Annotated in this window: 26 protein-coding genes; 15 read left to right on the forward strand and 11 right to left on the reverse strand. The window is 64.9% G+C overall.

Annotation, left to right across the window (positions count from 1 at the left end):
• Window positions 1-45: 45 nt before the first annotated feature.
• From GEV37_RS14275 to GEV37_RS14300, 6 genes are all read right to left on the reverse strand, one after another.
• Window positions 46-1,101: an ABC transporter ATP-binding protein gene (locus GEV37_RS14275; protein ID WP_227390940.1), complete on the reverse strand. Its 1,056-nt coding sequence runs from the start codon at window positions 1,099-1,101 to the stop codon at window positions 46-48.
• A complete protein-coding gene (locus tag GEV37_RS14280) occupies window positions 1,098-2,114 on the reverse strand; it encodes an ABC transporter ATP-binding protein (RefSeq protein WP_227390941.1) in 1,017 nt (338 codons plus the stop codon). Before GEV37_RS14280 ends, GEV37_RS14275 begins: the two co-directional genes overlap by 4 nt.
• A 7-nt stretch (window positions 2,115-2,121) precedes the next feature.
• A complete protein-coding gene (locus GEV37_RS14285) occupies window positions 2,122-3,069 on the reverse strand; it encodes an ABC transporter permease (protein WP_227390942.1) in 948 nt (315 codons plus the stop codon).
• On the reverse strand, window positions 3,066-4,115 hold the full coding sequence (locus GEV37_RS14290; RefSeq protein ID WP_227390943.1) for an ABC transporter permease: 1,050 nt from the start codon (window positions 4,113-4,115) through the stop codon (window positions 3,066-3,068). The genes GEV37_RS14285 and GEV37_RS14290 overlap by 4 nt, the downstream gene beginning before the upstream one ends.
• A 130-nt stretch (window positions 4,116-4,245) precedes the next feature.
• A complete protein-coding gene (locus GEV37_RS14295) occupies window positions 4,246-5,817 on the reverse strand; it encodes an ABC transporter substrate-binding protein (RefSeq protein ID WP_227390944.1) in 1,572 nt (523 codons plus the stop codon).
• Window positions 5,818-6,061: 244 nt separating this feature from the next.
• Window positions 6,062-6,454 carry a glutaredoxin family protein gene (locus tag GEV37_RS14300; RefSeq protein ID WP_227390945.1) on the reverse strand — a complete coding sequence of 131 codons (393 nt, stop codon included), beginning with the start codon at window positions 6,452-6,454 and terminating at the stop codon, window positions 6,062-6,064.
• Here GEV37_RS14300 and GEV37_RS14305 point away from each other — a divergent pair.
• The 4 genes from GEV37_RS14305 to GEV37_RS14320 all read left to right on the forward strand — a co-directional run bounded on the left by GEV37_RS14305 (window position 6,444) and on the right by GEV37_RS14320 (window position 9,326).
• Window positions 6,444-6,599, forward strand: coding sequence for a hypothetical protein (locus tag GEV37_RS14305; protein WP_227390946.1), 156 nt, complete (start codon window positions 6,444-6,446; stop codon window positions 6,597-6,599). The two genes, GEV37_RS14300 and GEV37_RS14305, sit on opposite strands and share 11 nt — an antisense overlap.
• Before the next feature lie 65 nt (window positions 6,600-6,664).
• Window positions 6,665-8,038 carry a UDP-N-acetylmuramate:L-alanyl-gamma-D-glutamyl-meso-diaminopimelate ligase gene (gene mpl / locus GEV37_RS14310; protein WP_227390947.1) on the forward strand — a complete coding sequence of 458 codons (1,374 nt, stop codon included), beginning with the start codon at window positions 6,665-6,667 and terminating at the stop codon, window positions 8,036-8,038.
• Entirely contained in the window at window positions 8,039-8,674 is a 636-nt protein-coding gene (locus GEV37_RS14315; protein WP_227390948.1) for a flavin prenyltransferase UbiX, read from the forward strand.
• Window positions 8,675-8,702: 28 nt separating this feature from the next.
• Entirely contained in the window at window positions 8,703-9,326 is a 624-nt protein-coding gene (locus GEV37_RS14320; RefSeq protein ID WP_227390949.1) for a LysE family translocator, read from the forward strand.
• Between the two features lie 7 nt (window positions 9,327-9,333).
• Here the strand turns inward: GEV37_RS14320 and GEV37_RS14325 are convergent, their stop codons facing one another.
• From GEV37_RS14325 to GEV37_RS14335, 3 genes are read right to left on the reverse strand one after another with little or no spacing between them, the layout of a single operon-like run.
• Window positions 9,334-10,731 carry a bifunctional DedA family/phosphatase PAP2 family protein gene (locus GEV37_RS14325; protein ID WP_227390950.1) on the reverse strand — a complete coding sequence of 466 codons (1,398 nt, stop codon included), beginning with the start codon at window positions 10,729-10,731 and terminating at the stop codon, window positions 9,334-9,336.
• Window positions 10,732-10,763: 32 nt separating this feature from the next.
• The gene (locus GEV37_RS14330; RefSeq protein WP_227390951.1) at window positions 10,764-11,696 is read right to left on the reverse strand and encodes a diguanylate cyclase domain-containing protein; all 933 of its coding nucleotides are present in this window, start codon (window positions 11,694-11,696) and stop codon (window positions 10,764-10,766) included.
• Window positions 11,693-12,547, reverse strand: coding sequence for a hypothetical protein (locus GEV37_RS14335; protein ID WP_227390952.1), 855 nt, complete (start codon window positions 12,545-12,547; stop codon window positions 11,693-11,695). Before GEV37_RS14335 ends, GEV37_RS14330 begins: the two co-directional genes overlap by 4 nt.
• A gap of 244 nt (window positions 12,548-12,791) precedes the next feature.
• On the opposite strand from GEV37_RS14335, the gene GEV37_RS14340 reads away from it, so the two are divergent.
• From GEV37_RS14340 to lipB, 11 genes are all read left to right on the forward strand, one after another.
• Window positions 12,792-14,099 carry a glutamate-5-semialdehyde dehydrogenase gene (locus tag GEV37_RS14340; RefSeq protein WP_227390953.1) on the forward strand — a complete coding sequence of 436 codons (1,308 nt, stop codon included), beginning with the start codon at window positions 12,792-12,794 and terminating at the stop codon, window positions 14,097-14,099.
• Between the two features lie 23 nt (window positions 14,100-14,122).
• Entirely contained in the window at window positions 14,123-14,755 is a 633-nt protein-coding gene (gene nadD / locus GEV37_RS14345) for a nicotinate-nucleotide adenylyltransferase (protein WP_264477819.1), read from the forward strand.
• Window positions 14,756-14,830: 75 nt separating this feature from the next.
• Window positions 14,831-15,226: a ribosome silencing factor gene (gene rsfS, locus GEV37_RS14350; RefSeq protein WP_227390955.1), complete on the forward strand. Its 396-nt coding sequence runs from the start codon at window positions 14,831-14,833 to the stop codon at window positions 15,224-15,226.
• A gap of 61 nt (window positions 15,227-15,287) precedes the next feature.
• Window positions 15,288-15,755, forward strand: coding sequence for a 23S rRNA (pseudouridine(1915)-N(3))-methyltransferase RlmH (gene rlmH, locus GEV37_RS14355; protein ID WP_227390956.1), 468 nt, complete (start codon window positions 15,288-15,290; stop codon window positions 15,753-15,755).
• Between the two features lie 62 nt (window positions 15,756-15,817).
• Window positions 15,818-17,725, forward strand: a complete 1,908-nt coding sequence (mrdA, locus tag GEV37_RS14360; RefSeq protein ID WP_227390957.1) for a penicillin-binding protein 2 — start codon at window positions 15,818-15,820, stop codon at window positions 17,723-17,725.
• Window positions 17,725-18,888: a rod shape-determining protein RodA gene (gene rodA, locus GEV37_RS14365; RefSeq protein ID WP_227390958.1), complete on the forward strand. Its 1,164-nt coding sequence runs from the start codon at window positions 17,725-17,727 to the stop codon at window positions 18,886-18,888. The genes mrdA and rodA overlap by 1 nt, the downstream gene beginning before the upstream one ends.
• Window positions 18,889-18,924: 36 nt before the next feature.
• Window positions 18,925-19,947: a lytic murein transglycosylase B gene (mltB, locus tag GEV37_RS14370; protein WP_386111595.1), complete on the forward strand. Its 1,023-nt coding sequence runs from the start codon at window positions 18,925-18,927 to the stop codon at window positions 19,945-19,947.
• Window positions 19,944-20,927, forward strand: a complete 984-nt coding sequence (locus GEV37_RS14375; RefSeq protein WP_227390959.1) for a septal ring lytic transglycosylase RlpA family protein — start codon at window positions 19,944-19,946, stop codon at window positions 20,925-20,927. Before mltB ends, GEV37_RS14375 begins: the two co-directional genes overlap by 4 nt.
• A gap of 66 nt (window positions 20,928-20,993) precedes the next feature.
• Complete coding sequence (locus GEV37_RS14380) at window positions 20,994-22,199, forward strand: D-alanyl-D-alanine carboxypeptidase family protein (RefSeq protein WP_227390960.1); 1,206 nt, start codon at window positions 20,994-20,996, stop codon at window positions 22,197-22,199.
• Window positions 22,200-22,261: 62 nt separating this feature from the next.
• Entirely contained in the window at window positions 22,262-22,570 is a 309-nt protein-coding gene (locus tag GEV37_RS14385) for an HP0495 family protein (RefSeq protein WP_227390961.1), read from the forward strand.
• Window positions 22,570-23,232, forward strand: a complete 663-nt coding sequence (gene lipB / locus GEV37_RS14390; protein ID WP_227390962.1) for a lipoyl(octanoyl) transferase LipB — start codon at window positions 22,570-22,572, stop codon at window positions 23,230-23,232. The genes GEV37_RS14385 and lipB overlap by 1 nt, the downstream gene beginning before the upstream one ends.
• A 71-nt stretch (window positions 23,233-23,303) precedes the next feature.
• On the opposite strand, the gene lipA is transcribed toward lipB, so the two are convergent.
• A complete protein-coding gene (gene lipA / locus GEV37_RS14395; RefSeq protein ID WP_227390963.1) occupies window positions 23,304-24,359 on the reverse strand; it encodes a lipoyl synthase in 1,056 nt (351 codons plus the stop codon).
• Between the two features lie 192 nt (window positions 24,360-24,551).
• A complete protein-coding gene (locus tag GEV37_RS14400) occupies window positions 24,552-25,541 on the reverse strand; it encodes a LysR family transcriptional regulator (protein ID WP_227390964.1) in 990 nt (329 codons plus the stop codon).
• Between the last annotated feature and the right edge of the window lie 129 nt (window positions 25,542-25,670).

Raw genomic sequence — 25,670 nt, forward strand, 5'->3', positions numbered from 1 at the left:
CCGTTCCTCTTGATGATGCGGCGTTGCCGCCGGTGAAGGGCCGGCTCATAGCCGGCCCTCCTCGACACCGTGGCAGGCGACGCGAGTGCCGTCCGTTTGAGTAACGAGCGCCGGGATCTCCTGCTTGCAGCGCGCGTTGGCGTGCGGGCAGCGGCCATGGAAGACGCAGCCACTGGGCAGGTTCACCGGAGTGGGCACCTCGCCGGACAGGCGAATGTGCTGGGGTCGGTCGTCCTTGAGCCTGGGTATCGCCGATAGCAGCGCCTGGGTGTAAGGGTGGCGGGGCTTGTCGAAGAGTGTTGCGGTGGTCGCCACCTCGCACACCGTGCCCAGATACATCACCGCCACCCGGGTGCCGAAGTGCTCGACCACCGCCAGATCATGAGTGATGAACAGATAGGTTAGATGGCGTTCGCGCTGGGCGTCCATCAAAAGGTTGAGCACCTGCGCCTGGATCGAGACGTCGAGCGCCGAGATCGGCTCGTCGGCGACGATGAACTCCGGGTCCACTGCCAAGGCGCGAGCGATGGCGATACGCTGACGCTGGCCGCCGGAGAACTCATGGCCGAAGCGCTTGCCCCAGTCCGGGTCGATCCCCACCGACTGCATCACCGTCGTGACCTTGTCGATCACCTGGGCGCGGCTCCACTCGGGGTGGTGAAGGCGCAGCGGTTCTTCCAGGGTCTGCTGGATGGTCATGCGCGGGTTGAGCGATGCGTAGGGGTTCTGGAAGATCATCTGCATGCGCTTGCGGTAGGGCAGAAGCTTGCGCGAGCTTAGATGATCGATACGCGCGCCATCGTAGTGGATCTCGCCTTCGCTCGGGCTCAGAAGGCCCATCACGGTGCGCGCCACCGTGGACTTGCCGCAGCCGGACTCGCCCACCACGCACAGCGCCTCGCCGCGGGCGATGTCGAGATTCACGCCGTTGATGGCGTGAACGTGCTCCTGATGGCGCACTAATCGGCCCTTCTTGAAGCGCAGCTGGTCGAGAAAATCTCCGGAAAGCGAGAAGCGCTTCTTTAGTCCGCGAATCTGCAGAAGCGGCTCGGCGCCGTCGGCATCGCGCACGGGAATGCGGTTGTCGGCCTGCGCACTCATGGGGTTTCCTCCTTCAGGCGGCGGTCTTCGAGCATTTCGGCCACCATGTGGCAGGCCACGCGGCAACTGCCGGTGCCGACGAAGCCAGGTACCTGCTCGATACAGGCCGCGCGCGGCTCGCCGCTTTGGCGAGTCATGAAGTCGCAGCGCGGGTGGAAGGCACAGCCGCTCGGCAGCTTTGCAAGCGACGGCATGCTGCCGCGAATCTGGTTGAGTTTCTCGCCGGGCGTGGCCATCTGGGGCAGGGCGTTGAGAAGCCCCTGGGTGTAAGGATGCTGCGGGTCGTTGATGATCTCGCGGGTCGGCCCCTGCTCGATCACGCGCCCGGCATACATGACCAGCATGCGCTGGGTCACCTGACTGACCACGCCGAGGTCGTGAGTGATCAGGATCAGGCCGACGTTGTGCTGCTCGCACAAGTCGAGCAGCAGCGCCATGATCTCCGCCTGGATGGTGACGTCGAGCGCGGTAGTCGGCTCGTCGGCGATGATGATGTCCGGGTCGAGCAGCAGCGCGATGGCGATGATGATGCGCTGGCGCATGCCGCCGGAAAGCTCGTGGGGATACTGGTCCAGGCGCTTCTCCGGCGAGGGGATCTGGACCTGGCGGAGCTTGTCCAGCGCGATGGCGCGGGCGGCCTTGCTCGAGATGCGCCGGTGCGCCTTCAGACACTCGACCATCTGCTCGCCGATGGAGAGCACCGGGTTGAGCGTCATCATCGGGTCCTGGAAGATCATCGAGATGCGGTTGCCGCGCACCTTGCGAAGCTTGCGCTCCGACAGCGTGTTGAGCGTCTGGCCATCGAACACGATGCGTCCGCCGGCGATGAAACCGGGCCTTGAAATCAGGTTCAGAAGCGAGAACGCCGCCACCGACTTGCCCGCGCCGGATTCACCCACGATCCCTAAGCGCTCGCCGCGGTCGAGGGTGAAGCTCACATCGCGCAGGGCGCGCACCTCACCCTGGCGCAGGGCGAAGCGGACGTCGAGTTGAGAGACTTCGAGTAGTGCCATGCCGTCCTCAGCCTTTGTAGAGTCGTGGGTTCATGACGTCGCGCAGCCAGTCGCCCAGAAGATTGATGGAGAGCACCAGCACGACCAGTACAGCACCCGGGATCAGCGTGATCCACCAGGAGCCCGACTGGATGTAGTCGAAGCCGGCCTTGATCAGCGAACCCAGTGACGGGTGAGTTTCTGGCATGCCCAGGCCCAGAAACGACAGCGCGGCTTCCGAGATGATGGCGTTGGCGATCTGCACCGTCGAGATGACGAAGATCGGCGACAGGGTGTTGGGCAGCACGTGGCGGAACATGATCCGCTTGCTGCGCAGGCCCATTACCCGGGCGGCGTCGACGTACTCCTTGCTGCGCTCGGCGAGCACGGAAGCGCGCACGGTACGCGCGTACTGCGGCCATTCGGCAAGCCCGATGATCAGGATCAACATGATCACCGCGTACTGGCTATAAAACGCGCTGCCCAAGGTCGCCTTGACCACCGCGCCGACCACGATGGCGACCATCAGTGTCGAAAACGACAGCTGGATATCGGCCAGGCGCATCAGGATCGCGTCGGTCTTGCCGCCGAGATACCCCGCCATCAGACCAAAGGTGACGCCGATCAGCGCCTGAAGGATTACCGCGCCGAAGCCGATCAAAAGCGAGACGCGGGTGCCGTAAAGCACGATCGACCAGAGATCGCGCCCTTGAGCGTCGGTGCCGAGCATGTAGCGGTCGTCGGCCCCGTCGATCCAGAACGGCGGCAGTTCCGAGTCGAGAATGTCGATCTGGCGCAGATCGTAAGGGTCGGTGGGGGCGATCAAGGGCGAGGCGAACGCGGCCACCACCATGCAGAGAAAAATGGCCAGGCAGAGCTGGGCGGTACGGTCGCGCTTGAAGCTGTACCACACGTAGGAGTCGCGAAAGCGCTCCCAGCGACCGGGCGTGCTCGTTGTCGTAGTCGGCGTGCTCATGCGGGCTTACCAGTCAGTTTTACGGTGGGGTTCACGAGACCGTAGATCAGATCCACCACGGTATTGGTGACGACGAAGATCACGCCGACGATCATCAGGTACGAGACGATGAGCGGGATGTCCGCCCGGTTGATGGCATCGAGGAACATCAGGCCCATGCCCGGCCACTGGAAGACGGTCTCGGTCAGGATGGTGTAGGCCACCATGGTGCCGATCTGCACGCCGCCGACGGTGATCACCGGCAGCATGGTGTTCTTGAGGGCGTGGACGAAGTAGACCCGGCGCATCGAGATGCCCTTGGCGCGGGCGTACTTGACGTACTCGGACTGCATCACCTCCATCATCTCGGCGCGAATCAGGCGCACGAACAGCGGCAGCATGATCGAGGCGAGCGACACCGCCGGCAGCACCAGGTGCTGGAGACCGCTGAGCGTGGCCAGGTTGGTGTCCCAACTGCCGAACACATGAACGAGATCATAGCCGCGCCCGAAGGAGGGCATGTTGCCGGAAGTCGATAAAAGCCCGTTGAGCCAGCTTCCCCAGCCGGTGGCGTCGGGGAAGATCGAGACGGTGATGCCGATCGAGAATATCTGGATCAGCACGATCGCGGTGAGAAACACCGGGATCGAGATGCCGATGATCGAGGCGCTCATGAAAAAGCGCGAGATCAATGAGCGCGGCTTGATCGCGCTGTAGACGCCGATGGGCACCGAAAAGAGCACGATGATCAGCGTGGCGGCGAACACCAGCTCGAGTGTCGCCGGCAAATGGCGGCCGATCACCTCGAGTGCCGGCTCGCCGTAGAAATAGGAGTTGCCGAAGTCGCCCTGGACGGCGTTCTTGGCAAAGCGGGCGTACTGCACCAGGAAGGGGTCGGTGAGCCCGAGACGTTCGCGCAGCGCCTGACGCTCGCTTTCGGGTACCGACTGACCGACCATCTGGGCCACGGGATCGCCGAGGTTGTCTTGAATGGCGAAGGCCAGCAGGCTGATGACGAACATCACCAGTACCGCGTGCATTAGCCGCTTGATGAGAAAAGCAATCATGGCGTACGCCACCTATATCATAGGTTGGATAGAAAGCAGGGGCTGGGCGCGTCGCGTCGGCGACATAAAGCACGTCGCTCCCCAGTGCGCTGGGGAGCGACGCATCCTTGCGATGGTGTGGCCGTCGATCTTAGCGTTCGATGACCAGGTCACCCAGGTAGGGGAAGTCGATGGCGTTGACCACCGGCTCGATGTCGATACCGTCGGCGGCGCCATAGGCCAGGTTCTGCCAGTGCAGCATGACGAAGCCCGCGTCTTCGTAGAGCATCGCCTCGGCTTGCTGGAGCATCTCGGCGCGGCGCTCGAGGTCGACCTCGCTGTCCGCTTCGGTCACCAGCGCGTCGATCTCCTCGTTGCAGTAGCTGCCGTAGTTGTACTGGCCGGCACCGCTCTCCTCGTCGATGCAGAACGTCAGGTACTGGAAGAAGTTGGCGGTGTCTTCGGTGTCCGAGTGCCAACCGATCATGGCGATGTCGGAGGCGCGCTCATCGTACTCCGGCCAGTACTGGGCCAGCGGCATGGTACGCAGGTTCACGGTGATGTTGATGCGCGACAGCATGTTGGCCACGGCCTGGGCGATCTGGGCGTCGTTCACGTAGCGGTTGTTCGGCGCGATCATGTCGACGCTAAAGCCCTCTTCGAAACCGGCTTCCGCCATCAGGGCCTGGGCGCGTTCGAGATCGTAACGGGGCGTGAGCTCCGGGTTGTGACCGGCGTAGCCTTCCGGCGAGAACTGCGCCGCCGGGGTGGCGAAACCGCGCATCAGGCGATCGGCGATGCCTTCCTGGTTGATGGCCAGATCCACCGCCTGGCGCACGCGCTCGTCCTGGAACGCTTCGACGGTCTCCTCGTTGAGCTGGAAGCCGATGATCCGCGTGCCGGGCACCTCGACGAGGTTCGCACCCTGGGCGTCACGTACGCGATCCAGGTCGTTGGGCGGCACCGCGTCGATGAAATCCACGCTGCCGGACAGCAGCGCCGCCACACGAGAGGCGTTCTCGGCGATCGGCGTCAGCACGATCTCGCTGACGTTGCCCGGCGATTCGGTGTCCCAGTAATCCTCGAAGCGCTCCATGTCGACGCGCACGCCCTGGCGGCGGTTGGTGACCTTGAAAGGCCCGGTGCCGGAGGCGTTGCGCGAGGCGAAGGTGTTGCCTGCCTTGACGATCTCGTCCTTGGCATTGCCGTCCTCGGTCTCGCCGGTATAGAACTCGCTGTCCATCGGGAAGATGTAGGTGGCGAGGTTCAGCAGAAGCGGGTAGGGCTCGGCGGTGGTGATCTCGACGGTGTAGTCGTCGACGGCTTCCACGCTTTCGATCGGCTCGAAGATCGCCCGGTAGTCGGGGCTCTCCTTCAGGCGCTCGATGGTCCAGACCACGTCCTTGGCGGTGAATTCGTTGCCGGAGTGGAAGGTCACGCCTTCACGCAGGGTGAAGCGGGTGTGGGTGTCGTCGGTCTGCTCCCACTCGGTGGCCAGGCGCGGTTCGAACTCGAAATCCTTGGTCCAGCGCACCAGCGGGTCGAAGGTCATGTGCGAGAAGCGCAGTACGCCGCCGGAAAGCTGCTCGTGAAGGTCCAGGGTCTCGAAATCCGCGGAGTAGCCGATGCGCAGGGTCTCGGCACTGGCGGCCAGCGGCATCAGGGTGGCACCCGCGAAGGCGGCGCCGATCACGGAGGCGAGGATCGTCTTTTTAAGCGTCATGGTCGTTCCCGTTGGTCATTGTTTATTGTTCGGCATTGCCGGTGTTGTTGTCGTGCCGGCAAGATGGGCAGGGCCGGCTCGCAGGCGAGCCATTAACATAATGAGTGGGTGTCGCCAGGCACAATCGAAAAAATGACACGGCCCATTCGTCTGCCGAATGAGCCGTCGCCAAGCCCCGCCCCGGGCCGGTCGGGCATTGAAACCAACGTTTGATCGCTACACCCGGCAGGTCAAGGAATGAGCGTCAAATGGCGCCGAAGCGCTGGTTCAGGTAGCGGTTGATGTCACTGGATTCGTACAGCCACAGCGCCTTGCCGTCGTCTTGTTCGATACGCAGGCAAGGCACCTTGACCCGGCCACCGCCCTCGGCGAGCGCTTCGCGGTGGGGCGGGTCGTTCTTGGCATCGCGGGTGTCGATGGTCAGGTTGAGCCTGGCGATCTCCTTGCGCACCTTGATGCAGAAGGGGCAGCTCTGGAACTGATAGAGCGCAAGCTCCTGGCAGGCGGCGTCCACCTCAGTCTGAGCCTCGGGCGCGCGGCTCTTGCCCTTCGGGGTGGAAAGCTTCTCCTGGGCCAGCAGGATCGGAGCCAGCACCAGGCGAAGGCCGCGGAAAAAGGTGCGAATGATGACGCGCATCGTCTACTCCCGTCGCGTCGCGGCCTTTGGCCGCGCGCTCGTCGATGTGGATAAGGTGGGCGCATCCTGCAACAAAGCGCCGGCATTGTCACATCCAGGCGAATATTTGAGCGGCGAAGATGAGCTCGAGGGCAAGCCGTGCTAGTCTCGGCGACTGATTTCTTACGCTTTTTGGAAGGTCTGGCAAGCTCGCGGAGGAGTGTGACACCCATGCGTCTGCATATCATCGGTATCTGTGGCACCTTCATGGGTAGCCTCGCGCTTCTGGCCCGCGAACTCGGTCATCAGGTGAGCGGTTCCGACACCAACGTCTACCCGCCCATGAGCACCCAGCTCGAAGAGGCAGGCATTGCGCTTGTCAGCGGCTATCGTGCCGAGAATGTCACCGCCGATATCGACCTGGTGGTCGTCGGTAACGCGCTGTCACGGGGCAACCCCGAAGTGGAGGCGCTGCTGGACGCAGGGCTTCGCTACACCTCCGGCGCCCAGTGGCTGGCGGATCACGTGCTGCCCGGGCGCCGGGTGATCGCCGTGGCCGGCACCCACGGCAAGACCACCACGGCGAGCCTGCTGGCCTGGCTGCTGGAAAGCGCCGGGCTTGCCCCGGGCTTTCTGATCGGCGGCGTGCCGCGCAACTTCGGCGTCTCGGCGCGCCTCGGTGACCCGGGTGCCCCTTTCGTGGTCGAGGCGGACGAGTACGACACCGCGTTTTTCGACAAGCGCTCCAAGTTCGTCCACTACCGCCCCGAGATCGCCGTGCTCAACAATCTCGAGTTCGACCACGCCGATATCTTTCCCGATCTTGCCGCGATCGAGCGCCAGTTCCACCATCTGGTGCGCACCGTCCCCGGCCGTGGTCGTCTGCTGGTCGCCGATGGGCAGCCCGCGCTCGATCGGGTGATCGACCAGGGGGCCTGGTCGCCGGTGGTGTACTTTGGCGATCAGGCGTCGAGCCCTTGGCGCTTCACGCTCGAGCGCCCGGACGCTAGCCGCTTCCAGGTGAGGGTCGATGGCGAGCGGGCCGAGGATGGGGTAGTGGAGTGGAGCCTTACCGGCGAGCACAACGCGCGCAACGCCCTGGCGGCGCTGGCCTCGGCCCATCATCTGGGCGTCGATCTGGCGCGGGCCTGCGCGGCGCTGTCGCGTTTTCAGACCCCCAGAAGACGCCAGGAGGTGCGCGGCGAAATCGGCGGCGTACAGGTGATCGACGACTTCGCCCACCACCCGACCGCGATCGCCGCCACCCTCGAGGGACTTCGCGCAGCTACGCCCAGGGGGCGACTGCTGGCGGTGATCGAGCCGCGCTCCAACACCATGCGGCTGGGCGCGCTGCGCGACCGGCTGAAGGCCTGTGTGGCTTCGGCGGATGCGGTGTTCTGGTTCGAACCCGAAGGGCTCGACTGGTCGATGGACGCTTTGGTCGACGAGCAGGCCCACGGCTCGCTGCATCACGATCTCGATGCGCTGGTGGCGGCGATCGTGGCCACGGCACTACCCCAGGATCGCATCGTGGTGATGTCCAATGGCGGGTTCGGCGGGATACACGAGCTGCTTCTCGCCGCGCTGGCCGCCAAGGAGACCTGAATGCAGCACGATACTCCTTTCAAGGCACCCGTGAGCGTGGCGCTGACCGGCGCCTCCGGTGCCCAGTACGGGCTGCGCCTGATCGAGGTGCTCGTCGAGGCCGGCCACGAGGTGTGGGTGATGATCTCCAAGGCCGCGCACATGGTGATCAGCACCGAAACCGACGTCGAGCTGCCAGCCAAACCCGAACGCCTGGTTGACGCGCTCACCGCGCGCTTCGAGGCCCGACCCGGGCAGATTCGCTGCTTCGGGCGCGAGGACTGGATGGCGCCGGTCGCCTCGGGCTCCGGCGCCCCCTCCCACATGGTGATCTGCCCGTGCTCCACCGGCACCCTGTCAGCGGTCGCCACCGGGGCGAGCAACAATCTGATCGAGCGGGCAGCGGACGTGGCGATCAAGGAGCGCCGCCGGCTGGTGATGGTGCCGCGCGAGACCCCGCTCTCGCCGATCCACCTTGAGCACATGCTGACCCTGAGTCGGCTCGGGGTGGTGATCCTGCCCGCCGCCCCAGGCTTCTACCATCGCCCGGACTCGATCGAGGCGCTGATCGACTTCATCGTGGCCCGTATACTCAACCAGCTCGGCATCGAGCACACCCTGGTACCGCGCTGGGGCGAGCACTCCGACCAACCCTGACCGACACTCTTCCCGAGGAATCCGACTTATGCTGTCGTGGGCGACGCTTTCCGTATTTGTACCCACTTTCTTGTTCGTGTCGCTCACGCCGGGCATGTGCATGACACTGGCCATGGTGCTGGGCATGACTCAGGGCATCAAGCGCACGCTCTGGATGATGCTTGGCGAGCTGGTGGGGGTCGGGCTGGTCGCCGCCGCCGCCGGCGCCGGGGTGGCTGCCCTGATGCTCAAGCAGCCGGCGCTCTTCACGCTCTTCAAGTGGGTCGGCGGAGCGTATCTTGGCTATCTCGGAGTGATGATGTGGCGCTCCCGGGGGCGCATGGCGATTCCATCCCAGATCGAGACCGGCCCGCCCGCCGGACGGCTCCAGCTGGCAAGCCAGGGGTTCGTCACCGCCATCGCCAATCCGAAGGGATGGGCGTTCTTCATGGCACTGCTGCCGCCGTTTCTGGACAGCTCCCGCGGGCTGGTCCAGCAGCTTGCCGGGCTGATCGCGGTGATTCTGACCATCGAGTTTGCCAGTCTTCTGGTCTACGCCACCGGCGGCAAGACCTTGCGCCGTACCCTTGGCAAGAGCGGCAACGTGCGACTGATGAACCGCATCGCCGGCACCCTGATGATCGGCGTGGGGCTCTGGCTGGCACTGGGTTGAGCACCGCTCACACCGGCGGCAAGTAGGCGATGCGCAGCCCCATCAGTACCAGCGTCGCCCCCATCAGCAGCGCCAGCGGGCAAGCGGGCAGCGGTGGCCGGCGCCGGCTCTGCCAGCTCAGTCGCACCAGCGCGCAGAGCGTGAGCCCCAAAAGCGCCCCGCCGATCAGGTCGCTCAGCCAGTGCACGCCCAGCATCAGCCGCGACAGTGCCATCGGCACCACTAGCGCGATCGCCACCCAGTAGATCCACACCCGGTACTTGCGCGCGCACTCGCCGGCGATGAACGCCGCCGCGAGCCCGACCACCACCACGAAGCCCGAGGTATGGGCACTAGGGTAGGAGAGCGAGCCGACGAGGTACTCCGGCGTGTCCGGCCGGGCGCGCCCGAAGGCCGCCTTGCCGAGGGTGTTGAGCAGGGCGACCCCGCCCAGGGCCGCCGCCCAGTGCAGCAGCACGTCGATGCGTCGGCGGGCCAATAGCCACGCCGCCCAGGGCAGTATCAGTATCGTGATGCCGAGCTTGTCGCCGAGCTTGGCAAAACCCAGGCTCGCGGTATGCAGCGCCGGCGTTTCGAGCCAGGCGAAGAGCCGCTGGGCCTGCAAGTCCAGGGAGAGCGCCTCGGGGTGCTTGAGAACGTAGAGCGTCCAGGCGCAGAAGCTCGTGAAGGCGATCACGAACAGCAGTAGCGACGCCAGCGGTACCTCGCCACTGTGGCTCATGGCAAGCCACGGCCGACGGGTGAAGGGCAGGCGTCGCGCAGCCCGGGCGGTCATCAGGTAGAGACGCCCATGGCGTACTACCTGGGCGCGACCCCAGGAGAACACCACCGCCAGCACCACCACGATGGCAGCGATCACCAGCACGGCGTTTTCGATGTTGGGCGGCACCGACAGGTAGCGCTGCCAGGTGTGGCCCAGCAGGTAGCCTGGCAGGACGTAGGCGGGCGCCCAGATGATCGCCGAGGCGATGTTGGCCAGCACGAAGGTGCGCGGCGGCATGCGCATCATGCCGGCCACCAGCGGAATGATCGGGCGTACCGGGCCGACGAAGCGACCGATGAACACCGAATAGATGCCATAGCGCTCGAAGAACCGCGCCCCGCGCCCCAGCCACTCCGGGTGCTGGGCCAGCGGCCAGCGTTTCGTTACCTGTTCACGATGATCGTAGCCGAGCTTGAAACTCACCCCGTCGCCGACTACCGCCCCGAGAAAAGCGGCGATCAGAAGCCAGGCGACCTCGACGTCTTGGTGTCCTGCCATCGAGGCGGCGGCGGTGACCAGGACCACGCCGGGCACCAGCAGGCCTACTACGGCGAGCGACTCGAGCGCCGAGATCAGAAAGATCAGCAGCAACAGTGTGAGGGGGGAAAGCGAAAGATCCAGCAACTGCTCGGCGAGATGCACAAATGACTCCCTTCAAGGTGTAAGCGCCGGGCTCAGGCGCGGTAGAGCGTCCGTGACAGGTTTTCCAGGCGTTGAACGTAACGGTCGAACCGCTCGCTCGGGCGCGGCAAGCATACCCCAATTCGCGCCTCCAGCGGACCGGTCTCGATCAGCACTCGGCGCGACAGCGCGCGGTAAAGGCGCTCGCGCACCAGCAGCGCGCCGCTTTCGCTGGTATCGGGCAGTACCAGCCAGAAACTCGCCTCATTAGCGCGCCCGAGCAGGTCATGGTCGCGGCAGCGGCTATTGACCTCGCTGCACAGCGCCTCCAGCAGCGCTCGCTTGGCGCGGCTGCCGAATTGCTCTTCGGCCATGTCCAGCTGCGGCAAGTGAAGCACCAGCACCGCCAGGCGCTTGTCGAGCAGCGCGGCTCGCTGGAACTCGCTGTTCAAACGCTCCTTGAGGGTATCGATATGGTAGGCGTTGCACTCGCTGTCGTGAGGGTCTGAGGCACGCAGCAGCGCATGTCGTCGCGCGATCTCCCAAGGGGGCAGGGCGAACATCAGGATCAGCGCCAGATACCCCAAAGGTAGCGGGTAGAGCGCGTGATCGCTCATCGGCAGCAGCCACCACAGCGGAATGAACAGCAGGTTGAGAGCCAGGGCACTCACGTGAGGAAGCAGCACGAAGGCCGCCGCCATGGGCAGCCCCAGCCAGATCATGGCGTTCGTGAGACCGAAGTAGAGGGCCGATGAGACGCTGATATAGGCGCTGATCAGCAAGATCGCGCGCGGCCCGTAGGGGGTGAACGTCTGGCCGTAGTGAAGCAGCAGCGCCGTCACCAGCAAGAGCGACACGAACAGCGGCACCATCAGCTCGCGGTAATGGCCCATGGCGTAGAGCCAGAACGTGTAGCAGGTGGTGATCAGCAGGCAGATGACATAGGCCAGCGTCATCAACGCGCGGGGAGGCAGGCTCTTGATCATGCACCGTTCCTTTGCGAGACGTCGTGGCGCCGGTTCAGGCATTCGAGGCTCACGCCTGCGGGATCGAGTTCTTCAAGAGGCACGTGCTGATGCACCACGCCGCTGGGGAGCGCCGCGCACAGTGCCAGGCGCCGCCGTGCCCCGGTCGCGGCGTCGCGGCACAGTAGCAGCACCGCCAGGGTCGAACCATCGAGGCGATAGACGTTCTCGAAATCGTGAGTCATCTCGCAGAGCCTGTGGGCGTTGGCCCAGAGCTGGTGGCGTTTCTGATGAACGATCAGCACCTCGGCGTAGATATCTTCGCGGCGGGCGCGAATCTGCTCGCGGTTTAGATCCTTCAAGAGCTGCTCGCCGGCCCACAGGTTGAGCCCGGGGATCAAGCGCAGGCGCTGGCGGATGCTGCCGTTGAGGTCGATCAACCGGCGCGTCTGGGCGATGGCCAGCAGCGTGAGGATGACCATCGCCACCAGCAGCATCGCTGCCTGGGCAGCGCTCAGGTTGAAGGCCACCAGCAGCCAGCTCGACAGCGCCCCGCCGATATTGAACAGCGTCATGATGCGATTTTGCGGCAGCATGAAAAGGGCAGCCCATACCCAGATCAGGATGCTGTGGCGCTCCGGTGCCGCTACGATCAGAAACAGCAGCAGGGCGCTGGTCAGGACCTGCCAGGAAAGATCCCGCGAATGGCGCAAGGTGAACTCCAGCAGTATGGCGGTGGTGAACAGCCATAGCGCCGCCGTTAACAGCGCCACGGTGGCGAGCGGCGGCGCTCCGAAGCTCCAGAGGACGAGAACGACGGCGGCGAGCAGCAGGTTGACTCTGAGCAGGCGTATTTTGTATTTGCTTTCCATGCTGGCTTACTATTGACCTGTTTTGAGTAGAGGCCCCGGACCGATGAACGCCTCGCCGCCGAGCGCTACCGTATCTGGGTGGCTTCAGTATAGCGTTTAGTGCGTTTTATTTCGGGGCGCTGACGTTTTTAGGTGCCTCGCGACGGTTTGCCACGCGAGATATATCCTACCCGGGGCGGTTGGATGAGATGAATCGCCGCCCCTGTTTTCGACTTAATCCATGAGCCTGATTCTGGGAGACAGCATGAGCGTTGCACGCGCCGATCACGATAACGCCCTGAAAGCCCTGGCCGCCGGCGATATTCCCGGATACATGAACGCGGTAGGGCGCCGCGCCCGTGAGGCATCGAAAGTGCTGCGCGCCGCTGATACCGGCGCCAAGAATCGCGCGCTGCGGGCAGTGGCCGATGCCCTCGAGAGCGCTCGCCCGGCGCTTCTGCGCGCCAACCAGCAGGATCTGGCGCGGGGGCGGGAGAACGGCCTCGACGCGGCGCTGCTCGATCGCCTGGCATTGGACGATACGCGCATCGACGCCATGATCGAAGGGCTTGGCCAGGTGGCCGCGCTCGCCGACCCGGTGGGCGAGATCAGCGCCATGAACTACCGCCCGAGCGGTATCCAGGTCGGCAAGATGCGCGTGCCGCTGGGGGTGATCGGTATCATTTTTGAGTCGCGCCCCAACGTGACCATTGAGGCGGCGAGCTTGTGCCTCAAGGCCGGCAACGCCTGCATTCTGCGCGGCGGCTCCGAGGCTCACGCCTCCAACGCAGCGCTCAACGACTGCCTCCAGGCGGGCCTGGCCGTGGCCGGCCTGCCCGCCGGTGCAGTGCAGGTAGTGGCCACGACCGACCGGGCGGCGGTGGGCGCGCTGATCACCCTGCCCGAATTCGTCGATGTGATCATTCCCCGCGGCGGCAAGTCGCTGATCGCGCGTATCGCAGCCGAGGCCAAGGTGCCGGTCATCAAGCACCTCGACGGCGTATGCCATGTTTATGTCGACGCCACCGCCGACCCGGCCAAGGCGCTGGCCATCGCGGTCAACGCCAAGACCCACCGCTACGGCACCTGCAACACCATGGAGACGCTGCTCGTCGATGCTGCCATCGCCGACTTGCTATTGCCGGAGCTTGCCCGCGCCTATGCCGAGCACGACGTGGAGCTGCGCGGCTGCGAGCGCACCCGGGCGCTGTTGCCCCAGGCGCTCGAGGCCACCGAGGAGGATTGGGCGGCCGAGTATCTGGCGCCAGTTCTGGCGGTGAAGGTGGTCGACGGTATCAGCGAGGCGATTGCACATATCGAGCGCTACAGCTCGCAGCACACCGATGCGATCGTCACCGAGGACTACACGCTCGCTCGGCGTTTCATGGCAGAAGTCGACTCGAGTTCGGTGGTGGTCAACGCCTCGACCCGCTTTGCCGACGGCTTCGAATACGGGCTGGGCGCCGAGATCGGCATCTCCACCGACAAGCTCCACGCCCGCGGCCCGGTCGGGCTCGAGGGTCTGACCACTCAAAAGTACATCGTGCTGGGCGAGGGTCAGGTGCGCCAGTGAGCGCGTCACCGCAGAGGATCGGCATGCTCGGCGGCACCTTCGATCCTGTGCACCTGGGCCATCTGCGCAGTGCGTTGGAAGTGCGTGAAGCGCTGGCGCTCGATCGCCTGCACCTGGTCGCCGCGCCGCGCCCGCCGCTGCGTGACACACCGCAGGTCTGTGCCGAGGAGCGCTTCGCGCTGCTCGAGGCGGGTGTCGGCGATACGCCGGGGCTCGTTGCCGACGACCGCGAGCTCAAGCGCGAAGGGCCCTCCTACAGCGTCGATACGCTCGCAGAGCTGCGCCGGGAGGTGGGGGGAGAGGCGCGCCTTTGCATGGTGCTCGGCCACGACGCCTTTCTGCGCCTGACCGAGTGGCACGATCCCGAAGCGATCTTCTCGCTCGCGCACCTGGTGGTCATCGCCCGGCCCGGCTACCGGGATACGCGATCGAAAGCGCTTGCGGAACTGGTGGCGAATCGCGAAGTCGATAGCGTGGCCGAATTGATGGCGCGCCCCGGTGGGCGCTTTCTCCCGCTGGAACTCGCCTCGCGCATGGCGATTTCGGCAACCGATGTGCGCGCACGACTTGCCGAGGGCAAGAGCGTGCGCTATCTGGTGCCCGACGCCGTCGAGGCGCGGCTTTTTGCCCGCGGGCTCTATCAAACTGGCCGATAGCGCTGGTAGTCGATAAAGAAGCCGTTACAATGGCCGGCTATCGAGCGTCCACCACACGAGGTAATTCACGGAGTCATGCACATCGATACACTCAAAACCCTGGCGATCGACGCGCTGGAAGAACTCAAGGCCCGCGACATCACCCAGCTGGATGTTTCTGCGCTCACTCAGGTCACCGACCTGATGCTGATCGCCAGCGGCACGTCGACCCGTCACGTCTCGGCGCTGGCGCAGAACGTCGTCGAGAAGGCCAAGGCGGCGAGACTCAAGCCCCAGGGCGTCGAAGGCGGTGACAACGCCGACTGGGTGCTGGTCGACCTGGGCGACGTGCTGGTTCATGTCATGTTGCCCGAGGCGCGTGCGCTCTATGATCTCGAGCGTCTGTGGGCGGATTTGCCCAGCGACGCCGATGGTGAAGGCGCCATTCGCGAGACGCTGCAAAAGCCCGACCAGCGGATCACCATGTCGTGAACCAGTGTCGTGAGCCAGGCCTTGTATTCACGGGCCTGCACGCCATGACGGGGTCGGGCTCATGAAGGTACGTCTGCTGGCGGTCGGCACCAAGATGCCCGCCTGGGTCGAGGAGGGCGTGGAGACCTATCGCAAGCGCCTGCCGCGCGACTTCAGCCTCGAGATAGAGGAGATCGCTCTGGGCCAGCGTGGCAAGAACGCGGACGTGGCCAAGGCCCGTGCCCTCGAGGGCCAGCGCATTCGCGAGCGGCTGCGCGGTGACGAGTTCGTGGTGGCCCTCGAGGTCGATGGCAAGCGCATCAGCACCGAGCAGCTCTCCCGTGAAGTCGGGGAGTGGCGCATGAACGGGCGCGATGTCGTGCTGCTGGTGGGCGGGCCGGACGGGCTCGAGCCCGAGGTGTCGGCGCTGGCACACAGCCGCTGGTCGCTGTCGGCACTGACGCTGCCGCATCCGCTGGTGCGCATCGTGCTGGCCGAGCAGCTCTATCGCGCCTGGACCCTGCTCGTCGGCCATCCTTACCATCGCTAGGGCCGCCTTAGGCATTCGCCGGGCGGGCTGGCTCGTACCCGATCCAAGAGTCGTCTGTTGCTATGCGCAAGCGCCGTGACACGCTTAAAAACGCCGAGCAGGAACTGCGTATCTTCCGGGTACGCTCGCTGCTCGCGATTCTCTTCGTCCTCGTTCTGACCGGTGTGCTCGCCGGTCGCCTGGCCTATCTGCAGATCGTCCAGCACGAGCTCTACACCACCCGCTCCGAGAAGAACCGGGTCCGGGTCGAGCCCCTGCCGCCCAATCGCGGGTTGATCTTCGACCGTAACGGCGTGCTGCTGGCCGAAAACCGTCCTACCTACAACCTGACGCTGGTGCGCGAGCGCGTTGACGATCTTGACGAGACGCTGGCGCTGCTGGTCGACCTGCTGGAGCTTCCCGATGAGGAGATCGAGGCGTTCAACGTGCGCTCGCGCCAGCGTCAGCGCCCGTTTCAGCCGGCACTTCTGATGTCCGACCTGAGCGAGGACCAGATCGCTCGGCTGGCCGTGAACCGTCACCGCCTGCCGGGGGTCGAGGTCGAGGCGCAGCTTCTGCGCTACTATCCGGACGCCGAGATCATGTCCCACGTGCTGGGCTATGTCGGACGGATCAATGCCGAGGAACTTCGGGAGCTCGATACCGGACGCTATGCGGGCACGCACTTCATCGGCAAGACCGGGGTCGAGCGTTTCTACGAGGAGGAGCTGCACGGCGAGGCGGGGTTTCGCAAGGTCGAGACCAACGCGCGCGGCCGGGTGCTGCGCGAGCTCGGACGCACCGACCCGGTGCCGGGACGCAACCTGACCCTGACGCTCGACAAGTCGATGCAGTCGCTCGCTTTTGAGTTGATGAACGGGCGTCGCGGCTCGATCGTGGCGATCGTTCCCCAGACCGGGGAGATCCTGGCAATGGTGTCGACACCAGGGTTCGACACCAATCAGTTCGTCACCGGCATCGATGTCGCTTCCTACCGGGCGCTTCAGGAGGATATCGACCTGCCGCTGTTCAACCGCGCCATTCGCGGCCACTACCCGGCAGGCTCGACGATCAAGCCGTTCATGGCCCTGGCGGGGCTGGTGGAGGGGGTGATCACCCCGGACACGGTGATCAGCGACCCGGGCTACTACCAGTTACCCAACGACTCGCGCCGCTACCGCAACTGGCTGCGCTGGGGGCACGGACGGGTGGATCTCGAGCGGGCGCTGGCGGTTTCCAACAATACCTACTTCTACTCGTTGGCCCACGACCTGGGTATCGACAATATCCACGAGCAAATGAGCCACTTCGGTTTCGGCCAGCGCGTAGCGTTTGATGTGCAGGGCGAGAGCACTGGTCTTTTGCCCTCCCGGGAGTGGAAGCGCGCCCGCTTCAACCAGTCCTGGTACCCGGGTGAGACGCTGTCGGTGGGCATTGGTCAGGGGTACCTGCAAATCACGCCGCTGCAGCTCGCCGCCGCCACGGCCACGCTCGCCAATCGCGGTCACTGGATTCGGCCGCACCTGGCCCGCATGGTTGGCGACGAACCGTTGCCGGACGTGCTGCCTGGAACGCTCGATGATATTCGTCTCGACAACGATGCCTGGTGGGATCGCGTGTTCAGCGGCATGGAGAAGGTGCTCAGCGGCAGCGAAGGCACCGCTCGGCGTACCGGCGTGGGGCTTGAATATCGCATGGGTGGCAAATCCGGTACCGCCCAGGTGTTCTCGCTGGGCCAGGACCAGCGCTACAACGCCGACGAGCTGGAGGAGCGCTTGCGCGATCACGCCCTGTTCATGGCTTTCGCGCCGATCGACGATCCGCAGATTGCGGTGTCGGTGATCGTCGAGAACGCCGGCGGCGGCAGTACTCACGCCGCCCAGCTCGCCCGCGCCATGACCGATGCCTGGCTGCTGCGTGACGATGCCCCCGAGGCCGACGAAGTGCTCAACGAGCTCGAGAACGGCAGCGCCACCGTGGAGGGCAACTGATGAGCCCATGGCAAAGTATTCCACGCAGTTTTCGTCGCCACCCGGTACGCCCGCCGGACAGCGGTATCGCCCGGCGCAAGAGCATCTGGGAGCGTTTGCATCTCGACCCGTGGCTCTTGCTGATGCTGCTGGTATTGATGGCCGGAGGCCTTTTGGTGCTCTACAGTGCGTCGGGCCAGCGTATCGAGTCGGTCATCGCCCAGGCGTCGCGTTTCGGTATCGCCTTGGCAGGTATGTTCGTGCTCGCCCAGCTGAATCCGAGCACGTTCCTGCGTTGGGCACCATTGGCTTACGGGGTCGGCCTTGCCATGCTGCTGGCGGTGGAGATCGCGGGGGATATCGGGATGGGCGCCAAGCGCTGGCTGGAAATTCCTGGCGTCATTCGTTTTCAGCCCTCGGAAATGATGAAACTTGGCGTGCCCTTGATGGTGGCGGCCTATCTCAACCGCTGTCAGCTGCCGCCCAGGTTTCGTGACATCGCCGTGTGCGCGGTAATCATCGGCGTGCCGGTGGTGTTGACCGCCATTCAGCCGGATCTGGGCACGTCGCTCTTGATGGCCGCCGCCGCCACGCTGGTGGTGCTGCTGGCCGGGCTCTCCTGGCGCTTGATCGCCTTCGTCGCCGCGCTGGTGGCGGCGGGCATGCCGATCCTGTGGATGAACATGCACAATTACCAGCGCCAACGGGTATTGACCTTCCTCGATCCGGACAGCGACCCGCTGGGCTCGGGCTGGAACATCATCCAGTCGACCACCGCGATCGGCAGCGGCGGCGTGTGGGGCAAGGGGTGGCTCGAGGGTACTCAGTCGCAGCTCGAGTTCCTGCCCGAGCGCCATACCGACTTCATCATCGCGGTGCTGGGCGAGGAGTTCGGACTGGTCGGCATGCTCGTGCTGCTGGTGCTCTATACCCTGATCGTCAGCCGCGGGCTATGGCTTGCGGCCGGCTCCCAGGATACCTTCGGGCGGCTGTTCGCCGGCAGCATCATCCTGACGTTCTTTATCTACGTGTTCGTCAACGTCGGCATGGTCAGCGGCATTCTGCCCGTGGTGGGCGTGCCGCTACCGCTGGTCAGCTACGGCGGCACGTCGAGCGTGACCCTGCTGGCGGGCTTCGGTATTCTCATGTCGATACACGCTCATCGACGGCTGCTGTCGCGCTAGTCTCGGCTGGCGAAGGAATTTCAAAGGAGAGGTGCAATGGGCAGGACCCGATACACGATCAGCGGCGTTTTATTGGCGGCCTGGATGGCGGGCGCCTCACCGGTGATGGGCGATGATGGCACGGTCTCGTTCGCGCCAGAGACCAATGCGGACACGCGTCAACTGACGCAAGAACTCGTTGCCCGCGGGCTTCCCGATGCGTGGCTCGAGCAGTCACTCGGTCTTGCACGCTACCGTCAGGAAGTGCTCGACGCCATGGACGGGGCGGCGGAGCGACGCCTGGCCTGGCACGAGTATCGCGATATCTTCATGAGCGAGGAGCGCATCGACGCGGGGGCCGATTTCATCGCGGCGCATCGCGACGCCTTCGAGCGGGCGCAAGAAACCTACGGCGTGCCCCCTGAAGTGATCGCGGCGATCATCGGCGTGGAAACCTACTACGGACGCCACAAGGGGCAGCACAAGGTGCTCGACTCCCTGGCGACACTGGCGTTCTACCACCCGAGCCGCGGCGACTTCTTTCGCGGCGAGCTCGCAGCCTTTCTCGAGATCGCCTATCAGCAGCAGGTAGAGCCGGACAGCGTCTACGGCTCCTACGCCGGAGCGATGGGCTACCCGCAGTTCATTCCCACCAGCTACCAGGCCTACGCCGTGGATTTCGATGATGATGGGCGGCGCGATTTGTGGGAAAATCCCGTCGACGCCATCGGCAGCGTGGCCAACTACTTCGCCGAACACGGTTGGCGCGCAGGCGCCCCCATCTATCACGAGGCACAAGGCCCCGAGCGCGTGCCGGGCGAGCTCGACGTCAACCTGACCACGCCGCCAGCCACGCGTCTCGACGCGCTGCAGGCCTTCGGCATCGAGCCCGTCGAGACGCTCGATCCGGCTCTCGAAGTGACACCGCTTGCGTTGGAGCTCAATGATGGCCGCATCCGCTATGGCGTGGGGGAGTTCAATTTCTACGTCATCACTCGCTATAACCACAGCCATCTCTACGCGATGGCGGTGACCGAACTGGCAGATGCCATTGCGCAAAAGCTTGAGGCTCAAGGATGAAACCAAGGTTCTACAAGGCGGCGACGGCCGGTGCCGGGCTCGCTCTGGCGGCGCTGCTTGCAGGCTGCGCCGGGCAGGCGGCGTCACCGACGTCGAGCGTGGACCACACCCCGCGTGAAGATGCCCCCAAGGCAGCCAGCGCCGCGAGCTCCGGGGGCGGGCGCTACGCCATGAGCGGCGACGCCTACCCGCTCGAGCCGCCGGATGTCAGCGAGGTACCCGACGCTCAGCCGCGCATCGAGCCGCGCTCGTCGGCGGGCAACCGATCGACCTACGAGGTGTGGGGCGAAACCTATCACGTGCTGCCCAGTGCCAATGGCTATGCCAAGCAGGGGACAGCCTCCTGGTACGGCGAGAAGTTCCATGGCTACGCCACCTCCAACGGCGAAATCTACGACATGTACAAGATGTCGGCGGCGCATCGCTCGCTGCCGCTGCCGACCTTCGCGCGGGTGACGAGCCTTGCCAACGGGCGCTCGGTCATCGTGCGGGTCAACGACCGTGGCCCTTTCCACAGCGACCGTGAGATCGATCTCTCCTACGCTGCGGCGGCGCGACTCGGCATCCTGGACAACGGCACTGGCGGCGTTCGCGTCGAGGCGATCGACCCCGAGCAGTGGCTCGCCAACCGGGGCGGCGGGACGCGCCCCGCGCCGGCCGCCAGCGCTGGACCAGTGAGGGCGCCTGCTGCCGCGCCGGCTCCGGCAACCAGCCCGGCTCCCGCCGCGCCACCCGCCGCCCGTCCGTCGCCCGCCGGCCAGGGCGATGAGATCTATCTGCAGATCGCCGCGCTCGGCAGCGAAGAGGGCGCACGGGCGCTTCAGCAGCGCCTGGGCGACGAGCTTCTGCATTCGGTGCGCGTGCTCAGCGACAGTGACGTCCACCGCGTCCAGGTCGGGCCGATGGCGCCGAGCCAGGAGCAACAGGCTCGTGCGGCGCTCAACCAGGCGGGCTTCTCACAGGTCTTCGTTGTGCGATAATCGGTAACACCCGTGGCCCTTCAACGGTTTTCTTGACGTTCTTTTTTTGCAAGTGAGAAGTGAGTAATGACTATTTTCAACGCGATTCGCCGCTCTGCCCGGCTTTGCCTCTTCGCGACGGTGACCGCCGTTGCCCTGCCGGTCACGGCCAGCGCCCAGGTAATTCCCCAGCCGCAGACGATCATTCCCGCTGCGCCGCAGCTCGCCGCGAGCTCCTGGATCCTGATGGATGCCAACAGCGGACGCATTCTGGTCGAGCACAACGCCGACGAGCGCCTGCCGCCGGCGAGTATCACCAAGTTGATGACCGCCTACCTGGTCGAGCGCGAGCTGGATCGCGGTACCATCAACCTCGAGGACATGGTCAACATCAGCGAAACCGCCTGGCGTACCGGCGGCTCCAAGATGTTCATCGAGGTGGGCGATCAGGTCTCCGTCGACGACCTGCTGCACGGTATCATCATCGTCTCCGGCAACGACGCGAGCGTGGCCATGGCCGAGCACCTGGCCGGCGGCGAGACGCCCTTCGCCGATCTCATGAACCAGCACGCCGACCGGCTCGGCATGCGCAACACTCACTTCGAGAACGCCACGGGCCTGCCTCACGACAACCACTACTCCTCGGCACACGACCTGGCGCTGCTGTCCCAGCACATCATTAACGACTACCCCGAGCACTACGCAGTCTACTCCCAGCGAAACTTCTCCTACGGCGGCATCGACCAGCCCAACCGCAACCGGCTGTTGTGGCGCGACCCGACCGTCGACGGCCTGAAGACCGGCTGGACCAACGCGGCAGGCTACTGTCTGGTCGCCTCGGCCCAGCGCGAGGACATGCGTCTGATCTCGGTGGTCATGGGCACCAACTCCGAAGAGGCTCGTGCTCAGGAAACCCAGAAGCTCTTGAGCTACGGCTTTCGCTTCTTTGAGACCATGAAACTCTACGAGCGCGGCGCGGTGCTGGCCACTCCCCGCGTGTGGGGCGGCGAGACCAATGAGCTTCGCGTCGGCGTCGATGAGGAGGTCTACATGACCCTACCGCGCAACCGCAACGAGGAGCTGCGCGCGCGCCTGAATCTGCGCGAGGACCTGCAGGCGCCGATCGCGGTAGGCGACGAAGTGGGCACCCTTGAGGTGTACCTGGGCGACGAGATGGTCGGCGAGCGTCAGCTGACGGCGCTGGAAAACGTCGAGGAGGGCGGTCTCTTCAAGCGCCTGTTCGATCAGGTGCGTCGCTTCTTCAGTGGTTTGATCAGCAACTTCACCGACTGATCCCACGCGTTCATCGAGATGCGCCCGCGAGACGGGCGCCCACCGGTAACCAAAGGCAGGCCATGAAAAAGGATGTGAAGAAGGGCTTTCGCGATCTGCGAACGCCGAGTGTCAACGTACCGAAGATCAGCTTTCCCTGCGACTACCCGCTGAAGGTGGTGGGGGATGCGGCGGAGGATTTCGCCGCCAGCGTCTGCCAGATCCTGGTCAAGTACGATCCGGACTTCGACGCTGGCGCGCTGCAGGTGGTGGACAGCCGCAATGGCCGCTTCCAGTCGGTACGCGTGAGCATCCGGGCGACCGGCGAGCAGCAGCTCGCCGCGCTGTTCGAGGAGCTCAAGGCGACCGGCCGCGTGCACATGGTGGTGTGATGACAAGCGATGCGCCCATCGAGCTGTTCGACCTGGGCCGGCGCCCCTATACGCCGGTCTGGGAAGCGATGCGCTCGCTCACCGATGGGCGGGACGACACGACGCCGGATCAGTTCTGGCTCGTCGAGCACGACCCGGTCTTCACCCAGGGCCAGGCCGGCAAGCCCGAGCACCTCTTGATGCCTGGCGACATTCCCGTGGTGCAGACCGACCGTGGCGGGCAGGTGACCTATCATGGCCCGGGCCAGGTGGTGCTCTACCCGCTGCTCGACGTACGCCGGGCGAAGCTCGGCGTGCGCGATCTCGTCAGCGCGCTGGAAAACGCCGTGATCACGGTGCTTGATGGCTACGGGGTGGCGGCTCACGCCCGCCCGGATGCACCGGGGGTGTACGTGAAGACCCCGTTTGGTGAGGCCAAGATCGCCTCGCTCGGGCTGCGCATTCGCCGCGGGGCGAGCTATCACGGGGTGGCACTGAACGTCGATGCCGATCTTGCGCCTTTTGCCCGCATCAATCCTTGCGGCTACGCGGGTATGGCGGTAACGCGCCTGGCCGATCTGGTGGCGCTCGACGCTCCTGGCGCGGTGGGCGAAAAGCTTGCCCGGGCGCTTGCCGAGCTTCTCGGTCGCGACGTAAGCCCGGCATACAGCGATATGCCGTAAAGGGCCTTGAGCCATTAAAAAAGCGCCTGACCGCGTGTGCGGTCAGGCGCTTTTTTGTTTGCGTGCCCGTTCTAGCCGACGTTGAACACCGGAATACGGTTGGTGTCTTCTTCCTGACCCGGCACGGCGGCGGGGGAGGTCAGCCCCAGGTTGTTCTTTTCGAACACCCGGTCGGCGCGATAGCTCGAGCGCACCAGCGGGCCGGAGGGCACTTCCATGAAGCCTTTTTCCAGGCCCAGTACGCGGTAGCGGTCGAACTCCTCGGGGCTGACCCAGCGCTCCACCGGCAGGTGGTTTTTGGTCGGGCGCAGGTATTGGCCAAGGGTGACGATGTCCACGCCGATCTCGCGCAGGTCATCGAAGGTCTGCAGGATCTCCTCGTCGGTCTCGCCGAGGCCGAGCATCAGGCTGGTCTTGGTGATCACGTCAGGGCGGTGCTGCTTGGCATGCGCCAGCACGTCCAGCGTCTTGCGATAGCCGGCGCGGGGATCGCGTACCCGCGAGGTCAGTCGCTCGACGGTCTCGACATTCTGGGCGAACACCTCGAGACCCGAGTCCACCACGCGCTCGATGGCATCGTGCTTGCCGTCGAAGTCCGGCGTGAGCGCCTCGACCACCACCTCAGGCGTGCGTGCCTTGATCGCCTGGATGCACTTGGCGTAGTGGGTTGCGCCGCCATCATCAAGGTCGTCGCGGTCAACCGACGTGAGCACAATGTAGCGAAGCCCCATCAGCTCGACGGACTTGGCGGTGTTCTCCGGCTCCTCGGCATCGAGCCAGCCCTTGGGGTTGCCGGTATCCACGGCGCAGAAGCGACAAGCCCGGGTACAGACGGAGCCCATCAGCATGATGGTGGCGGTGCCGTTGCTCCAGCACTCGCCCATGTTGGGGCAGTGGGACTCGGCGCACACCGTGCTCAAGCGGTGGGTGGCCACGTTCTTCTTGACGGCTTCGAAGCGTTCGCCCGCAGGAATCTGGGCGCGTAGCCACTTGGGCTTGCGTTCGAGCGACGGGCTCTGGGGCTGCTGCTCCTTGCGCTGCTTCATCCCATCCTTGATCACCGTCGTGCCGCGTTCGTCGCGAAACTTTTCGCCGCTGGGTACACGCCGTGTGGGGGTATCGCTCATAGACAAGAGCCTCTCTACTGTGCAACGGGCCATATCGAAGGTGCTGAACGTCGAGGCCGTTCGTCGGCCCGTCCCGGTATAGGGTATCGACGCACTCGACTCGACGTGCTCGATACGACATGTTGGATACGACATAGGTAGTAGTGTCAATGTAACATATTTGGCGGCGCGCTAAATAGCGTGGGGTCAGGGTCACGGCATGACCGACAACGGCAGGCACGAAACGCCAGGACTCGGGAGCGGCGCGGCCAGGGTCTGAAAATGGCGCCGGTAATCGGCCAGGTGCTCACGGGTGAAACGCAGAAAGAGTTCGGCGGCGGGCGTGGGGAAGTGATCGCGCCGGTGTACCGCGCACCAGGCCCGACGCAGGGGAAAGTGCGGCAAATCGAGCTGCGCCAGAAGGCCATGTTCGAGTTCGAGCTTGACGGACAGCCGAGGCAGCACCGCAACGCCCAGGTGCGCCATCACGCCCTGCTTGATGGCTTCGTTCGAGCCAAGCTCAAGGCGGTGAGGCAGGCCTACTTCCTGATCGGCCACCAGCTGCTCGAAGGCGTTGCGTACCCCGGAGCCCGGCTCGCGCATCAGGACATAATGGCGGGCGAAGTCGACGAGCGTCGGTTGAGCCAGGTCGAGCAGCGGGTGGTTGGGCCAGACCACGGCGATCAGCTCGTTCTCCAGCAGCGGCAGCACTGAGAGGCCGTCGTCCTCGGGCACCATGGCCATGATCACCACGTCGTCGCGCTGCTGGGCCAGCCGCTCCAGAGCCTGGCTGCGGTTGCACACCTTCAGGCGCAGCGTGATGTCCGGATACCGGGCGCGAAAGCGGGCGAGCAGATAGGGCACCACGTACTGCGCCGACGAGACCGCTGCCAGGTTGAGCTCCCCCTTGATGCTGCCATCGAGCCCTGAGAGGTTCATCTGCAGCCGTGCGAGCTGGCCGATGATCTCGCGTGCCGACAGTGCCAGGGTGTCCGCTGCGGGCAGGGTGTGCAGGGTCTTGCCGGCGTACTTGAAGAGCGGCTCGCTCAGCGCCTGTTCGAGCTGGCGGATCTGGGAGCTCACCGCGGGCTGGGTGAGGCCGAGCTGCTCGGCTGCGCGGGAGTAGGAGCGCTTTCGATACACCTCCTGGAATACCTGGAGCTGGCGAAAGGTCAATCGATTGAGCAGGTTGGGTGATGTCATGGCAACCTCTCCGGTCGATGAGCTTGGCGCGGTCGAGCAGTGACGAGTGAGCGAAATGCTACCATCAATGGCAGGTTTCGTCTGTACGGCGCGGGCAGGGTGTCTTTATATCGACGACGTGCCGGGAAT

The sequence above is a fragment of the Vreelandella malpeensis genome (genome assembly GCF_020622355.1).
Classification (GTDB): Bacteria; Pseudomonadota; Gammaproteobacteria; order Pseudomonadales; family Halomonadaceae; genus Vreelandella; species Vreelandella malpeensis.

Coding starts and splice junctions, on each gene's coding strand:
- lipA (WP_227390963.1), bottom strand. CDS start 24,359: ATGAGCGATACCCCCACACGGCGTGTACCCAGCGGCGAAAAGTTTCGC.
- mltB (WP_386111595.1), top strand. CDS start 18,925: ATGGGCAGGACCCGATACACGATCAGCGGCGTTTTATTGGCGGCCTGG.
- mrdA (WP_227390957.1), top strand. CDS start 15,818: ATGCGCAAGCGCCGTGACACGCTTAAAAACGCCGAGCAGGAACTGCGT.
- GEV37_RS14295 (WP_227390944.1), bottom strand. CDS start 5,817: ATGACGCTTAAAAAGACGATCCTCGCCTCCGTGATCGGCGCCGCCTTC.
- lipB (WP_227390962.1), top strand. CDS start 22,570: ATGACAAGCGATGCGCCCATCGAGCTGTTCGACCTGGGCCGGCGCCCC.
- rodA (WP_227390958.1), top strand. CDS start 17,725: ATGAGCCCATGGCAAAGTATTCCACGCAGTTTTCGTCGCCACCCGGTA.
- mpl (WP_227390947.1), top strand. CDS start 6,665: ATGCGTCTGCATATCATCGGTATCTGTGGCACCTTCATGGGTAGCCTC.
- GEV37_RS14280 (WP_227390941.1), bottom strand. CDS start 2,114: ATGGCACTACTCGAAGTCTCTCAACTCGACGTCCGCTTCGCCCTGCGC.
- GEV37_RS14300 (WP_227390945.1), bottom strand. CDS start 6,454: ATGCGCGTCATCATTCGCACCTTTTTCCGCGGCCTTCGCCTGGTGCTG.
- GEV37_RS14400 (WP_227390964.1), bottom strand. CDS start 25,541: ATGACATCACCCAACCTGCTCAATCGATTGACCTTTCGCCAGCTCCAG.
- GEV37_RS14285 (WP_227390942.1), bottom strand. CDS start 3,069: ATGAGCACGCCGACTACGACAACGAGCACGCCCGGTCGCTGGGAGCGC.
- GEV37_RS14315 (WP_227390948.1), top strand. CDS start 8,039: ATGCAGCACGATACTCCTTTCAAGGCACCCGTGAGCGTGGCGCTGACC.
- GEV37_RS14335 (WP_227390952.1), bottom strand. CDS start 12,547: ATGGAAAGCAAATACAAAATACGCCTGCTCAGAGTCAACCTGCTGCTC.
- GEV37_RS14385 (WP_227390961.1), top strand. CDS start 22,262: ATGAAAAAGGATGTGAAGAAGGGCTTTCGCGATCTGCGAACGCCGAGT.
- GEV37_RS14305 (WP_227390946.1), top strand. CDS start 6,444: ATGACGCGCATCGTCTACTCCCGTCGCGTCGCGGCCTTTGGCCGCGCG.
- GEV37_RS14320 (WP_227390949.1), top strand. CDS start 8,703: ATGCTGTCGTGGGCGACGCTTTCCGTATTTGTACCCACTTTCTTGTTC.
- rlmH (WP_227390956.1), top strand. CDS start 15,288: ATGAAGGTACGTCTGCTGGCGGTCGGCACCAAGATGCCCGCCTGGGTC.
- nadD (WP_264477819.1), top strand. CDS start 14,123: ATGCTCGGCGGCACCTTCGATCCTGTGCACCTGGGCCATCTGCGCAGT.
- GEV37_RS14380 (WP_227390960.1), top strand. CDS start 20,994: ATGACTATTTTCAACGCGATTCGCCGCTCTGCCCGGCTTTGCCTCTTC.
- GEV37_RS14290 (WP_227390943.1), bottom strand. CDS start 4,115: ATGATTGCTTTTCTCATCAAGCGGCTAATGCACGCGGTACTGGTGATG.
- GEV37_RS14275 (WP_227390940.1), bottom strand. CDS start 1,101: ATGAGTGCGCAGGCCGACAACCGCATTCCCGTGCGCGATGCCGACGGC.
- GEV37_RS14330 (WP_227390951.1), bottom strand. CDS start 11,696: ATGATCAAGAGCCTGCCTCCCCGCGCGTTGATGACGCTGGCCTATGTC.
- GEV37_RS14375 (WP_227390959.1), top strand. CDS start 19,944: ATGAAACCAAGGTTCTACAAGGCGGCGACGGCCGGTGCCGGGCTCGCT.
- GEV37_RS14340 (WP_227390953.1), top strand. CDS start 12,792: ATGAGCGTTGCACGCGCCGATCACGATAACGCCCTGAAAGCCCTGGCC.
- rsfS (WP_227390955.1), top strand. CDS start 14,831: ATGCACATCGATACACTCAAAACCCTGGCGATCGACGCGCTGGAAGAA.